At 66.5% G+C, this 13,678-nt stretch carries 14 protein-coding genes; 9 read left to right on the forward strand and 5 right to left on the reverse strand.

The window, feature by feature from the left end; all coding sequences use genetic code 11:
* Positions 1-134: 134 nt before the first annotated feature.
* Positions 135-578 (reverse strand): DUF1801 domain-containing protein, encoded by a 444-nt coding sequence (locus tag ALII_RS0111620; protein ID WP_024587482.1) that lies wholly within the window; start codon positions 576-578, stop codon positions 135-137.
* A 158-nt stretch (positions 579-736) separates the two neighbouring features.
* Between ALII_RS0111620 and ALII_RS0111625 the strand changes: the two genes are divergently transcribed.
* From ALII_RS0111625 to ALII_RS0111635, 3 genes are all read left to right on the forward strand, one after another.
* On the forward strand, positions 737-1,099 hold the full coding sequence (locus tag ALII_RS0111625; protein ID WP_024587483.1) for a hypothetical protein: 363 nt from the start codon (positions 737-739) through the stop codon (positions 1,097-1,099).
* Positions 1,100-1,225: 126 nt separating this feature from the next.
* Positions 1,226-1,756: a YcnI family protein gene (locus tag ALII_RS0111630; RefSeq protein ID WP_024587484.1), complete on the forward strand. Its 531-nt coding sequence runs from the start codon at positions 1,226-1,228 to the stop codon at positions 1,754-1,756.
* A 97-nt stretch (positions 1,757-1,853) separates the two neighbouring features.
* Entirely contained in the window at positions 1,854-3,422 is a 1,569-nt protein-coding gene (locus ALII_RS0111635) for a copper resistance protein CopC (RefSeq protein WP_244437427.1), read from the forward strand.
* Between the two features lie 47 nt (positions 3,423-3,469).
* Here ALII_RS0111635 and ALII_RS0111640 read toward each other — a convergent pair whose 3' ends face one another.
* The gene (locus ALII_RS0111640; protein ID WP_024587486.1) at positions 3,470-4,327 is read right to left on the reverse strand and encodes an alpha/beta hydrolase; all 858 of its coding nucleotides are present in this window, start codon (positions 4,325-4,327) and stop codon (positions 3,470-3,472) included.
* A gap of 137 nt (positions 4,328-4,464) precedes the next feature.
* Between ALII_RS0111640 and ALII_RS0111645 the strand changes: the two genes are divergently transcribed.
* Positions 4,465-5,481, forward strand: coding sequence for a helix-turn-helix domain-containing protein (locus tag ALII_RS0111645; protein ID WP_024587487.1), 1,017 nt, complete (start codon positions 4,465-4,467; stop codon positions 5,479-5,481).
* A gap of 58 nt (positions 5,482-5,539) precedes the next feature.
* Here ALII_RS0111645 and ALII_RS0111650 read toward each other — a convergent pair whose 3' ends face one another.
* Together ALII_RS0111650 and ALII_RS0111655 are read right to left on the reverse strand one after the other, a co-directional pair.
* Positions 5,540-7,219 (reverse strand): formate--tetrahydrofolate ligase, encoded by a 1,680-nt coding sequence (locus tag ALII_RS0111650; RefSeq protein WP_024587488.1) that lies wholly within the window; start codon positions 7,217-7,219, stop codon positions 5,540-5,542.
* Positions 7,220-7,413: 194 nt separating this feature from the next.
* Entirely contained in the window at positions 7,414-8,031 is a 618-nt protein-coding gene (locus ALII_RS0111655) for a thymidine kinase (protein WP_024587489.1), read from the reverse strand.
* A 197-nt stretch (positions 8,032-8,228) separates the two neighbouring features.
* Here ALII_RS0111655 and ALII_RS0111660 point away from each other — a divergent pair, with 197 nt between their 5' ends.
* From ALII_RS0111660 to choV, 3 genes are all read left to right on the forward strand, one after another.
* Positions 8,229-9,176: a choline ABC transporter substrate-binding protein gene (locus tag ALII_RS0111660; protein WP_024587490.1), complete on the forward strand. Its 948-nt coding sequence runs from the start codon at positions 8,229-8,231 to the stop codon at positions 9,174-9,176.
* A gap of 79 nt (positions 9,177-9,255) precedes the next feature.
* On the forward strand, positions 9,256-10,110 hold the full coding sequence (choW, locus tag ALII_RS0111665; RefSeq protein WP_024587491.1) for a choline ABC transporter permease subunit: 855 nt from the start codon (positions 9,256-9,258) through the stop codon (positions 10,108-10,110).
* Positions 10,107-11,294 carry a choline ABC transporter ATP-binding protein gene (gene choV, locus ALII_RS0111670; RefSeq protein WP_024587492.1) on the forward strand — a complete coding sequence of 396 codons (1,188 nt, stop codon included), beginning with the start codon at positions 10,107-10,109 and terminating at the stop codon, positions 11,292-11,294. Before choW ends, choV begins: the two co-directional genes overlap by 4 nt.
* A gap of 3 nt (positions 11,295-11,297) precedes the next feature.
* Here the strand turns inward: choV and ALII_RS0111675 are convergent, their stop codons facing one another.
* Positions 11,298-11,504: a DUF1059 domain-containing protein gene (locus ALII_RS0111675; protein ID WP_024587493.1), complete on the reverse strand. Its 207-nt coding sequence runs from the start codon at positions 11,502-11,504 to the stop codon at positions 11,298-11,300.
* Positions 11,505-11,764: 260 nt separating this feature from the next.
* Between ALII_RS0111675 and ALII_RS0111680 the strand changes: the two genes are divergently transcribed.
* The gene (locus ALII_RS0111680; protein ID WP_024587494.1) at positions 11,765-12,526 is read left to right on the forward strand and encodes a 3-hydroxyacyl-CoA dehydrogenase; all 762 of its coding nucleotides are present in this window, start codon (positions 11,765-11,767) and stop codon (positions 12,524-12,526) included.
* A gap of 9 nt (positions 12,527-12,535) precedes the next feature.
* Positions 12,536-13,678, forward strand: a complete 1,143-nt coding sequence (locus tag ALII_RS0111685; RefSeq protein ID WP_024587495.1) for a CaiB/BaiF CoA-transferase family protein — start codon at positions 12,536-12,538, stop codon at positions 13,676-13,678.

A 13,678-nucleotide genomic window follows, 5' to 3' on the forward strand; every position in this document is an offset into this window, starting at 1 on the left:
TACCCCCACCCCTTACCCCTCCCCACAAGGAGGAGGGGGTCGCCGGCGTGGCGATTGTTCGTTTGATGAAGCTCCAGGCGGAAAGGCCTAGCGCGGCGTGGATCGCCTGCGTGGGGCTTGTCCTTGGAAAGATTTTATAGCTTTTCGCCCGGCAGCTTCGCGGCCTGCGACACCCAGTCAACAAACTGCGCCTCATCGAACGTGCCCTCGAAAATATCGAGGTAGCGCGTGTCGGCGTGTTTGGAGGGGCCGGGTGGGATCGGGTCGAGTGCGGCGCCGCGGAAGAAGGTGACCTTCACGTATCTCGTGAAGCAGTGGAAGCTGGCGAACCAGACATCCTTTTCGGGTCCGTAGAAGGGCGAGTTCCATTTGACGGCTTTGGCGACACCGGGGACGGTTTCTTCGATCAGGGCGTCGAGGCGGTGGCCGAGGGCGCTTTTCCAGCCGGGCATGGCGGCGATGTAGGCCTGGACGGGTTCGTTGCCATAGCCCTTGGCGATCTGCGGGTTGCCGCCGGACAGGAGCACGACTTGTCCGCTCGCTGATGCCGGCTTCGTCTTCGACGTTCTCTCTGCCATGGCGTCTTCTCCCCGGGCCTGGTGGCGCGCAACTGACCACGTGGCGCGGAACGCGGCAAGCGCGGGTGCGACACTCGCGCCCGTTTCTCCGCCCCGGTTTCGATGCTACCGGCACTATGTCGAGGGGAAAATCGATGCGACGCGCAAGCGGAAGAGTGTTGGGCAAGGGGGTCGCGCTGGTCGCGGTCTATATGCTCGTGCTCCAGGCGCTGTTCGGTGCGTTCGCGGTCGGCGCTTCTGCCGGCGTGCCGATGCTCGACGATTTCGGCAATCCGCTCTGCATCACCAGCCACAAGCCGGCGCCGACCGGTGAGGGACGCGATCATTCAAGCATGCCCGATTGCTGCGCGCCGGGCTGCAGCATGTTCGCGCCGGTGACCGCCGGCGACCGCGAGCCGAACGCGCTTTCAAACCCGCTGCGGGTCACCTTTGCCATCGCCATCGCGGCGCCGGCAATCGTGGTGGCGCACGACATCGCGCGCCGGCCGGGCAATCCCCGCGCGCCGCCGCTCGCGGCCTGAAACACCTGTTGCCATTCGACTGACGGAACGTCGCGGCCTGCGCTGCGCGACCGTCCTCCCTGCCCCGCGTCGCGCGCCGCAAACCAGCCGCACGGGCGCATTCCATATGATCTGAAAGAAACACCGATGTTCAAGCACATCATCACCGCTGCCGGCCTTCTCGCGCTCGGCACGTCCGCCGCTTTCGCCCACGTCTCGCTCGAAGGCAAGGAAGCCGCGATCGGCTCGACCTACAAGGCGGTCTTCCGCGTGCCGCATGGCTGCGAGGGCGAGCCGACCAATGTGGTGCGCGTTCGCATCCCGGAGGGCGTGATCGCGGTCAAGCCGATGCCCAAGCCCGGCTGGGAACTGGAAAAGGTGCGCGGCGACTATGGCACGACCTACGAGTATCATGGGTCTGAGGTGAGCGAGGGCGTGACGGAGATCGTCTGGAGCGGCGGCAACCTCGCCGATGACGAGTATGACGAGTTCGTGCTGCGCGGCTACCTCACCCCTGCCCTGGCGGCCGGCGAGACGCTTTACTTCCCGGTCGTGCAGGAATGCCCGGGCGGACTTGCCGAGCGCTGGATCGAGGTGCCGGCCGAGGGCCAGTCAGCCGACGACCTCGAAATGCCGGCGCCTGGCGTCGCCATCATCGAGGCGGCCGGCGGTCACTGACGGGTCAAAGGCGCGGCGGCCGGCACGATGCGTGCCGGCCGCCCGATCGCAGCTTCAGGTGGACGGACCGATGCAACGAGTGAAAAGCGGACCAGGTTTGACAAGATGGATCGCGGCGCTTGCGCTGCTTCTGGCGCTTGTCGGTGAGGCCGCGGCGCATGCCTCGCTGACCGGCGCCGAGCCCCGGGACGGCGCAGTGATCGCGACTGCGCCGGAAGGCTTCCGGCTGGATTTCAGCGAGCCCGTATCGCCGCTGGTCCTGCGGATCGTACGACCGGACGGCGAGGCGGTGGACCTTGGCGACTTCGCCGTGCGGGACCGCTCGGTGGAGATCGAGGCGCCGGCGGGCCTTGAAGACGGCACGCATGTCCTGACCTGGCGCGTGGTCTCGGCGGATGGGCACCCGGTCGGCGGATCGGTGGTGTTTTCGATCGGCGCGCCAGGCGCCGCGCCGCCGCCCGTTCCCGAACCGGTCGACTGGACGGTGCGGACGGCCGTGTGGCTGGCGAAGATCGGGCTTTATGTCGGCCTCTTTCTCGGCGCGGGGGGCGCATTCGCGCTCGCCTGGTTCGTGCCGGTCTCGCGCGTGGCATCACGGGCGGTGCTGGCCTTCGTCGCGATCGGGCTTGCGGCAGCGGCGATTTCGCCGGGCTTGCAGGGCCTCGATGCGCTTGGTGCGCCGATCACCCGCTTCGCCGACCCGGCCATCTGGCAGGCAGGGCTGGAGACGAGCTTCGGCCTGACGGTCAAGCTGGTGCTCGCAGCGCTCGTCGCGGCCGGCATCGCCGCTCTGTCAAAAAATGCCGGACTGTCCCGCATCCTGGCGACTGGTGCGCTCGCCGCCGGCGCCTATGCGCTGACCGTCTCGGGCCATGCGAGCGCCGCCGAGCCCCAATGGCTGACGCGGCCGGCCGTCGCGCTTCACGCGGCGACGATCGCCGTCTGGGTCGGGGCGCTGGTGCCGCTCGGCCTTGGGCTTCGCGCGAACGCTTTCGATGCGGCGCGCGGGCTGGAAAGGTTTTCGACATTCATCCCCTTTGCCGTCGCCGGGCTCATCGCGGCGGGCATCGTGCTCGCGGTCATCCAGGTGGAGACGCCGGCGGCGCTGGTCGACACGGCCTATGGCCGGTTGCTCCTTGCCAAGCTCGGCTGCCTGACGGCGCTGTTCGCGCTTGCCGCCGTCAATCGCTGGAGGCTGACGCGGCCGGCGCTGGCGGGCGATGCGCGCGCGCTCGTCCGATCGATTGCTGCGGAGACGCTGGTCGTGCTCGTCATCCTCGCCATCGCGGCAGGCTGGCGCTTCACCCCGCCGCCGCGCGCGCTCGCCCTCGCCGCCGCGCAGCCGGCCTCGGTGCACATCCACACCGCCGAAGCGATGGCTGACGTTTCGGTGACGCCGGGACGGGCCGGCGCCGTTTCGGTGTCGGCGATGATCATGACGGGCGATTTCGGCCCGCTCGATGCGAGGGAAGTCGCCTTTGTCTTCGCCAATCCCGATGCCGGCATCGAGCCGTTCCGGCGGCAGGCGGAAAAGCCCGGCGACGGCACGTGGCGCGCAGACGACGTGATCCTGCCGCTGGCCGGGCGCTGGACCGTGCGGCTCGACATTCTCGTCACCGATTTCGACATCGTGCGGCTGACGACAGAGATCGACATCAGGCCGTGAAGAAGGCGTCGGAGCGTGGCTCGCTCCGACGTCGGCGCGCCCAGCGCTCATTCGGCAGCGGATGCCCGGCGCGGTTCGGACGCTCGCGCCAGCCGCGCCTCGATCCAGCCAGCGATATCGGCGAACACGGTCTCCTTGCCGATATCGTTGAGCAGGTCGTGGTAGTGGCCGTCATAGAGCTTGAGGGTCTTGTCGGCGGAACCGGCATGCTCGTGGAAGAATTCGCTGCCCTGACAGACGGTCGCCTTGTCGGCCGTTCCATGCAGGATCAGGACAGGCAATTCGATGTCCCCGAACGATTCCTTCAGCCGTTCGTCGGCGCGCACTAGCGCAGCGACGGTGGCGGCAGGCTGCGTCTCGCCCTTGGTCAGCGGGTCCGCCTCCAGGGCGGCCAGCGCGACCGGATCGCGGGTGAAATCCTTCATGTGCAGCGTCAGCACCCCGAGGCGCGGCGCGACATGGCTGAGCCCCTTGATGGCCGACAGGACGAAGCCGGGCGCGGGCACCTGGAAGGCGAAGCTTTCGCAGATCAGCCCCTGGATTTCGGCCTGATGGTCGAGCGCGTAGGTGCAGGCCACCACGCCGCCGGCGCTGTGGCCGAGCACGTAGACGGGCAGGCCGGGATGGCGCTCCTTGGCGATGTCGATCGTGCCGGCGAGGTCGGCCACGTAGTCGTCGACGTCTTCGACGAAGAACCGTTCGCCCTGCGACTTGCCGCGTCCGCGAAGATCAAGTGCAAAGGCGGCGAAACCCCGGGCTGCGAACTGTTCCGCGGTCCAGGCATGCTGTCCGCCGTGAGAATTCACGCCGTGACAGATGACAATGACGGCTCGTGGCGCGCCCTCGGGCATCCAGGAACGAAGATGTATTCTGACGCCGCGGCTGCTGAAATCTTCCTCACGCATCTTTCCAGCTCCTTTTTTCATGTGCGGGATTGCCGGCTTGCTCGCGCGAAGGCGGGCGGCCGCGTGGCTATTGTGGCCGCGTCAGGTGGGTTCTGATATGATGGGCAGTGTCAAACTATGGGCCGAAAGCGACAATCATGACCGATCGCGGCACGCAGACGGAGATCGGAATCGTCGTCTATCCGGGCGCGCAACTGGCAGCGGTTCACGGACTGACCGACCTCTTCGGCCTTGCTGGCCGGTTCTCCGCGGAGATCGATCGAAGCGGCGGCGCCTTGCTTCGCGTAAGCCACTGGAGCCTCGGCGACGGGGCCGTCTCCTGCGTCTTTTGCAGCGAACCCGCGGCAGAGCCCAGACCGGACATCCTGATCCTGCCGCCGACATTGGGAGACCTGCCCGAACCCGATAGCTGCGCGGAGATCGGGCGCTGGCTGTTGGGAGAGCACGCGAGGGGCGTGCCGCTGGTGACGATTTGCTCCGGGGTCTTCCTGGCTGCCGGTACGGGGTTGCTCGACGGGCGCATCGTCTCGACACATCGCAGTTGCGCGCAGGCGCTGGCGGAAAGCTTTCCGCAGATCGCCGTGGATGTCGGCGAACGGATGATCGAGCATTCCGACATTCTCACCGCCGGCGGCTTCATGGCGTGGGTCGACGTGGCGTTCGTGCTGATCGAACGGTTTCTCGGCGACGCGGTCCGTGCCCGGACGGAGCGTTTCGTGCTGGCCGGCCACGCTACAGGTCAGGCGGCGCATTTCACGGCCATCGCGCCCGGTTCGACGCATGGCGACGCCGCCATTCGCAAGGCTCAGGAATACGTCCATCTGAGGGATGGCCAGGGCATCTCGCTGGCCGCGCTCGCAGCCGTCGCACGGCTGGAGCGGCGCACGTTCCTGCGTCGGTTCCGGAACGCGACGGGCATGACGCCGATCGAGTATTGCCGCGCGATCCGCATCGCACGCGCCCGCGAAGTTCTCGAAGCCGGCAACATGCCGTTGAAGAAGATCGCGGAGACGCTGGGCTATGTGGACCCCAGCTCATTCGCCAGGGCCTTTCGCCGTTCGTGCGGCGTGCCGCCCGGGGCCTACCGAAACCTGCATGGCGGCGCATTCCAAAGCCATGCGTCCGACGGGCGCCGGTCAGCGGCGGGAAGCTGACCCGACGACGAGGTTCCGTGGCTGAACGTCTTCGCCGCAGAACCCCGAATGTCAGTCCCTAGAACAGGCCCTCGATCTGGCCTTCCTCGTTGAGGAAGATCTTTTCCGAGGACGGCGTCTTGGGCAGGCCCGGCATGGTCATGATCTCTCCGCAGATCGCAACGATGAAGCCGGCGCCGGCCGACAGGCGCACCTCGCGCACCGGCACGACGTGGTCGTTGGGGGCGCCGCGCAGGTTCGGGTCGGTCGAGAAGGAATACTGGGTCTTGGCCATGCAGACCGGCAGGTTGCCGTAACCCGCCTGCTCCCACTGGTGAAGCTGGTCGCGCACCGACTTGTCGGCGATGGCGTGCGAGCCGCGGTAGATGCGCTTGACGATGGTGTTGATCTTGTCGAAGAGCGGCATCTCATCGGGATAGAGCGGGGCGAATTGCGACGAGCCGCCTTCGGCAAGCTCCACGACCTTCTTCGCCAGATCCTCGATGCCGGCCGAGCCCTGCGCCCAGTGCTTGCACAGGATCGCTTCCTCGCCCATCGAGGCGACATAGTCCTTCAGCGCCTGGATTTCGGCGTCGGTGTCGGAATAGAAATGGTTGATCGCGACCACGGCCGGGACGCCGAACTGGCGCACGTTCTCGATATGGCGGCCGAGATTGGCGCAGCCCTTCTTGACCGCCTCGACATTCTCCGTGCCCAGATCGTCCTTCTTGACGCCGCCATTCATCTTCATGGCGCGCACGGTGGCGACGATGACGGCCGCGGCGGGCTTGAGCCCGGCCTTGCGGCACTTGATGTCGAAGAACTTCTCCGCGCCGAGATCGGCGCCGAAGCCGGCCTCGGTGACGACATATTCGCCCAGCTTCAGCGCGGTCGTGGTGGCGACGACCGAGTTGCAGCCATGCGCGATGTTGGCGAACGGGCCGCCATGGACGAAGGCCGGGTTGTTCTCCAAAGTCTGGACGAGGTTCGGCTGCATCGCGTCCTTGAGCAGGACCGCCATCGCGCCGTCGGCCTTCAAGTCGCGCGCATAGACAGGGGTCTTGTCGCGGCGATAGGCGACGATGATGTCACCGAGGCGCTTTTCGAGATCGGCGAGGTCCTTGGCCAGGCACAGGATGGCCATGACTTCGGAGGCGACGGTGATGTCGAAGCCGGCCTCGCGCGGGAAGCCGTTGGCGACGCCGCCGAGCGAGCAGGTGATCTGGCGCAGCGCGCGGTCGTTCATGTCCATCACGCGGCGCCAGACGACGCGGCGCTGGTCGATGCCCAGATCGTTGCCCCAGTAGATGTGATTGTCGATCAGGGCCGCGAGCAGATTGTGCGCGGTGGTGATGGCGTGGAAATCGCCGGTGAAGTGGAGGTTCATGTCCTCCATCGGCACGACCTGCGCCATGCCGCCGCCGGCCGCGCCGCCCTTCATGCCGAAATTCGGCCCGAGCGAGGCTTCGCGGATGCAGACCACGGCCTTCTTTCCGATCCGGTTGAGACCGTCGCCGAGGCCGACCGTCGTCGTCGTCTTGCCCTCGCCGGCCGGCGTCGGGTTGATCGCAGTAACGAGGATCAGCTTGCCGTCCTTGTTGCCGCTCACCGATTTGATGTACTCGGCCGAGACCTTAGCCTTGTCGTGGCCATAGGGCAGGAGATGCTCGTGCGGGATGCCCAGGCTCGCGCCGATCTCCATGATCGGCTTCTTCTTCGCGGCGCGCGCAATCGCGATATCGGATTTCACTTCGGCCATTTAGGTCCCCCAGGAGGCTTCTAGCTCGGTTCTGTTCGCGACGGCCGGGACCGCGCGCTTCGGTTCGGATTCATGGCGGTTGCCGCTGTTGCGCGCCGTCTCAATAAAGCCGCGCAATGCACGGAATGCGACAAGGCGAAAGCGGTATCCGGCCCGGATCGAAAAGCTGTATACAACTGCGATGGCGGGTCCGTCTATTCCCCGGCGGTGAAGCCGACAAGGTCTTCCGGCGGCAGGCGGCCCATCTCTTCCTCCCAGTGCCGCCGGCACAAGGAGACATATCGATCCTCGCCGCCGATCGCGACCTGATCGCCCTCGAGCAGCACCTTGCCGTTCGGTCCGAGCCGCACGACCATCGTCGCCTTGCGCCCGCATTTGCAGATGGTGCGCACCTCGCGCAACTCGTCGCCGATAGCCAGAAGCGCCTTCGAGCCGGGAAAGAGTTCGCCGCGAAAATCGGTGCGCAGCCCGTAGCACATCACCGGCACGCCGAGCCTGTCGGCGACACGGGCGAGCTGCCAGACCTGCTCTTCCGAAAGGAACTGCGCCTCGTCGACGAAGACGCAGTGCAACGGCCCGCTGCGGGCGAGCGCGTCGATGATGGCGAAGAGGTCGGTTTCGGCCGAAAAGAGCTCGGCATCGGCGCCGAGCCCGATGCGCGAGGCGATGCGTCCGACGCCCGCGCGGTCGTCGAGGGCGGCGGTGAAGGTCGCGGTGCGCATGCCGCGTTCGCCGTAATTGTACGACGCCTGCAGGAGCAGCGTCGACTTGCCGGCATTCATCGCGGAATAATGGAAATAGAGCTTGGCCATGCGTGCCTTTTAGGCCGGTTGGGCGCGGGAGCGGGAGTGCCACCGCGCAACCGTCCACGAAAAATCGCTGCACACGTGCAATTTCAGGCTTTTCGACATGGTTCTTGAATCATCGTGCAAATGATGTTTGGCTTTAGCAACTCGTGAAAGACCGCGTTTCGAGCGGTTTTCCATAAACCCGATGGGAGACGATTTCGATGTTGCGTACCCGCACATTCCTCACGACGCTTGCCCTTTCGACCGCGCTTTCGGCCGGAGCCGCGCTGGCGCAGGACCCGGAAGCCTGCCAGACGATCCGCTTTTCCGACGTCGGCTGGACCGACATCACGGCGACGACGGGCACGGCGACGGTTCTCTTGAAGGCGCTCGGCTACGAGACGGACGTGCAGGTGCTCTCGGTTCCGGTGACCTATGCGTCGCTGAAGAATGGCGACATCGACGTCTTCCTCGGCAACTGGATGCCGACGATGGAAGCCGACATCGCGCCCTATCGCGAGGACGGGTCGGTGGAGACGCTGGTCACCAATCTGGAAGGCGCCAAATACACGCTCGCCGTCCCGAAATACACCTATGACAAGGGCCTGACGAGCTTCGACAAGATCGCCGAGTTCAGCGACGATCTGAACGGCCAGATCCTCGGCATCGAGCCGGGCAATGACGGCAACCGCCTGATCCTCGACATGATCGAGGCCGACCAGTTCGGCCTGTCGGGCTTCGAGGTCGTCGAGAGCTCGGAAGCCGGGATGCTTTCGGCCGTCACCCGCGCCGCCCGTTCGCAGCAGGACGTGGTTTTCCTCGGCTGGGAGCCGCACCCGATGAACGCCAATATCGAGATGGAATATCTCGAAGGCGGCGACGAGGTCTTCGGGCCGAATTTCGGCGGCGCGACGGTGCATACCAATGTGCGCGCCGGCTACACCGAGGAATGCCCGAATGTCGGCAAGTTCCTGACCAATCTCGTCTTCTCGCTCGAAATGGAGAACGAGATCATGGGCGCGATCCTCGATGACGGCGCCGACCCGGAGGCGGCCGCGACCGAATGGCTGAAGGCCAACCCGGACGCGCTGACGCCCTGGTTCGAAGGCGTGACGACGGTGGGCGGCGAGGACGGCGAAGCCGCCGTGCGCGCGGAACTCGGCCTTTAAGGCCGCGTCGACCGTGTGATTTCGGAGCGGCCGGCAATGATCCGGCCGCTTCGCGTTTGAACTTCGAGGGGATGAGGCGATGGACCCGGTTTCGGATTGGGTGGCGAGCGAGAAGATTCCTGTCGGGCGCTGGGGGCAGACGCTCTTCGACTTCCTGATCGGCAATTTCGCCTGGTTTTTCGATTCCATTTCCAATGGCTTGCGCACGGTTCTGGATTCGATGGTGAACCTCATCATGTGGTTCCCGCCGGTCGTCGTCGTCCTCGCCATCGCCGCGCTCGCCTTTGCGCTCAAGCGCTCCTGGAAGCTGTCGCTGGGGGTGATGCTGGGCCTGCTCTTCATCATCAACCAGGGGCTCTGGTCCGAGACGGTGCAGACGCTCGTGCTCGTCGTATCGGCCGCGACCGTGTCGATGGCGATCGGGGTGCCGATCGGCATCTGGGCGGCGCATAACGACCGCGTCTATGCCTGGCTGCAACCGGTGCTCGACCTGATGCAGACCCTGCCGACCTTCGTCTACCTCATCCCCGTCCTGATCCTCTTCGGCCTCGGTATCGCGCCGGGCCTGATCGTCACCGTGATCTTCGCCTGTCCGGCCCCGATCCGCCTGACCTATCTCGGCATCAAGTCCGTGCCCCGGCCGATGCTGGAGGCGGGCGAATCCTTCGGCGCGACGCGCAGCCAGTTGCTCTGGAAGGTCGAACTGCCCTCGGCCCTGCCGACCATCATGGCGGGGCTGACCCAGTGCATCATGCTGTCGCTGTCGATGGTGGTGATCGCGGCGCTGATCGGCGCGAACGGGCTCGGGCGGCCGGTCGTGCGGGCGCTGAACACGGTCAACATCCCGCTCGGCCTCGAGGCGGGCCTCGCCATCGTGGTGCTGGCGATCATTCTCGACCGGATGGCGCGGATCGGCCAGGAGAAGGCCAAATGAGCACCGCCGTCGAGTTCCGCCGCGTCGACATCGTCTTCGGCACGCAGGCCGAACAGCGCGCCGCGCTGCCGCTTCTGGATGCGGGCGCCAGCCGCTCGGAAATCCTGGAAAAGACCGGCGCCGTGCTCGGCTGCTGCCAGGCGGACCTGATCGTCCATAGCGGCGAGATCTCGGTCCTGATGGGCCTGTCGGGTTCGGGCAAGTCGACGCTGCTGCGCGCCGTCAACGGGCTCAACCAGGTGACGCGCGGCGCGGTGATCGTGCACGACAAGGACTGGCAGGCCGACGTGGTGAGCTGTTCGCCCGCCAAGCTGCGCCAGATCCGCCGCGAATGCGTGGCGATGGTGTTCCAGCAATTCGCGCTCCTGCCCTGGCGCACCGTGGCGGAAAATGTCGGCTTCGGCCTCGAACTGGCAGGCGTGCCGGCAGCCCAACGCAAGGAGCGCGTCGCCGCCCAGCTCGACCTCGTCGGCCTGACGCAATGGGCCGACAAATACGCGCACGAACTGTCAGGCGGCATGCAGCAGCGCGTCGGCCTTGCCCGCGCCTTCGCGACCGACGCGCCGATCCTCCTGATGGACGAGCCCTTTTCCGCACTCGACCCGCTGATCCGAACCAAGCTGCAGGACGAGCTGCTCGACCTGCAAGACAAGCTGAAGAAGACGATCCTGTTCGTCAGCCACGACCTCGAGGAGGCGCTGAAGATCGGCAACACGATCTCGATCATGGAGGGCGGGCGGATCGTCCAGACCGGCGCGCCGGAGGAGATCGTGCTGGCGCCGGCGAACGACTATGTCCGCGACTTCATCGCCAATGTGAATCCGCTCTCGGTGCTGACGGCGTGGAACATCATGCGCGACGCGCGCGACCTCGACGCGGCCGGCGACAACTGGCTGTGGCTCGACCGCCGGCACACGACGCGCTTCAAGTTCGACGAGAACATGCTGGTGATCGACGCCGAGCGCAACGGCACGCCGGCGATCTGGGTGTCGTGCGAGAACATGGAAGACCTGCCGGCCGACAAGCCGCAGGTGTTCTGGGCCTCGCCGGGAACGCCGCTCAAGACCGTCATGGCCGCGATGCACCGCTCCGCGACCGCGCCTGTCGCGCTGTTCGACGACCAGTCGCGCTTCGTCGGCTCGATCGGCGTGCGCGACGTGCTGAAGGCGGTGATCCGGCGCTGACGCCTAAGCGGCGCGGCTTGCCGGCGGGTTGCCCTTGTGGATCGCCTTGGCGATTTCCGAGCGGAACTCGGGCGTGTCGTGGTGGCCGTGAACGGCGACGGCGTGCTGGACGGCAGCGTCGACGAGTTCGCGCTCATTGTCGGCGGCGATCGCGACGGTGCAGTTCATCTCGCTGGGGAATTCCCGGCAGTCGATGTAAAGACGTCCCATGTGAACCTCCCGGAACCTGCGCCCATCGGGCGCGGTGAGAAGGATACGCCTGCGGCCGATGCTGCGAAATAGATCGATGGATCGTCGCTGCGACCCCGGGCAAGCGTCTCCCCTACCCGTACGGAACCGTGCAATTCAGCCAAACCGGCTATGCGCAGGGCCCATGAGAAGCACGTGAACACGTGCTTGCACGCCGTCCTCGTGCCCCGCTAAGATGGGGGTCGATTGTTCTATCTCATAACATTTCCGGAGGAATTTTCATGAACCCATCAGGTCACGTCGCGGTCGTCACGGGCGGCGGTTCGGGTCTCGGCGAGGCGACGGCGCGGGCGCTGGCAGCCAAGGGCGCCAAGGTCGCGCTGTTCGACGTCGGGCTGGAACGCGCGCAGAAGGTGGCGGCGGAGATCGGCGGCATCGCGGTCAAGTGCGACGTGTCGAACGCGGAAGCCGGTGAAGCAGCGTTCAAGGAGGTTTCCGAAAAGCTCGGCGAGCCGCGCATCCTGATCAATTGCGCCGGCATCGCCATCGCGATGAAGACGCTGAGCAAGGACGGCGTCCACCCGCTCGACGCCTATCGCAAGGTGATCGAGGTCAATCTGATCGGCACCTTCAACATGATCCGCCTGATGGCCGACCGCTGCCAGAACCTCGAGCCGATGGAAAGCGGCGAGCGCGGCGTCATCGTCAACACCGCCTCGGTCGCGGCCTATGACGGCCAGATCGGCCAGATCGCCTATGCGTCCTCGAAGGGCGGCGTCGTCGGCATGACGCTGCCGGCGGCGCGCGACCTCGCGCGGTCGGGCATTCGCGTGTGCACCATCGCGCCCGGAATCTTCATGACGCCGATGCTGGCCGGCCTGCCGGAGGACGCCCAGAAGTCGCTCGGCCAGCAGGTTCCGTTCCCGCCGCGCCTCGGCCAACCGGCCGAATATGGCGCGCTCGCGGTTCACATCGTGGAGAACCAGATGCTGAACGGCGAGACGATCCGCCTCGACGGCGCGATCCGCATGGCGCCGAAGTAAGGCGCGGGCGTGGGGGAGGCAACGCGCAAAGGGCCGCTCGCCGGCCTCACCGTCATCGAGATGGCGGGGCTCGGCCCCGTCCCCCTCGCCGGGCTGATGCTGGCCGAACTCGGCGCGCGCGTGGTGCGCGTCGAGCGCAAGGCGAAGGCGCAAGCCTTCCTCCACGTGCCGCCCGAATTCGACCTCGACCGGCACGGCCGCGACATCGTCAAGGTCGATTTGAAGGACGAGCGCGGCACGGCGCTGGTGCTCGATTTGATCGCAGGCGCGGACGTGGTGATCGAGGGGTTCCGGCCGGGCGTGATGGAGCGGCTCGGACTCGGGCCTGACATCTGCATGGCGCGCAACTCGAAACTTGTCTTCGCGCGGATGACGGGCTTCGGGCAGGACGGGCCGCTGGCCGACCGCGCCGGACACGACATCACCTATCTCGCCTATTCGGGTGCGCTGCATGCAATCGGCGAGAAGAACGGCAAGCCGGTGCCGCCGCTCAATCTCGTCGCCGATTTCGGTGGGGGGACGATGTTCCTTCTGACCGGGCTGCTGGCGGCGCTGGTCGAGCGCGGGATTTCCGGCAAGGGCCAGGTGGTGGACGCGGCGATGATCGACGGCGTCGCCATGCTGACCGCGCCGTTCCACTCGTTCCTGGCGACCGGGTTCTGGAAGGACGAGCGCGGCTCGAACCTGCTCGACACCGGCGCGCCCTTCTACGACACCTACGAGACGGCGGACGGACGGCACGTCGCCGTCGGCTGCCTCGAGCCGCAATTCTTCGCCGAATTCGCGCGGTTGCTTCCACTCGATGCGGCGTTCGTTCCAAGACAGTACGATCTGTCGTGCTGGGGTGAGATGCGCGCGGCGATCGCGGCGCGGTTTCGCGAGAAGACCCGCGACGAATGGGCGGCGATCTTCGAGCCGACCGAGGCCTGCGTCGCGCCGGTCCTTTCGCTCAGCGAGGCGACGCGTCATCCGCACAATGTCGCGCGCGACGTGTTCGCGGCGAAGGGCGCGATGACCCGGCCGCGCCCTGCCCCGCGCTTCTCGCGCACGCCCGGCGAGGTTGCGGAATTGGGGGTTGCGGCGAGCCTTGCCAGCTTGGGCATTGCGGCAGGCCGGATCGAGGAACTGACCGGCGCGGGCGTGATCGGCTGA

This window comes from Aliihoeflea sp. 2WW (assembly GCF_000497755.1).
Lineage (GTDB): Bacteria > Pseudomonadota > Alphaproteobacteria > Rhizobiales > Rhizobiaceae > Aliihoeflea.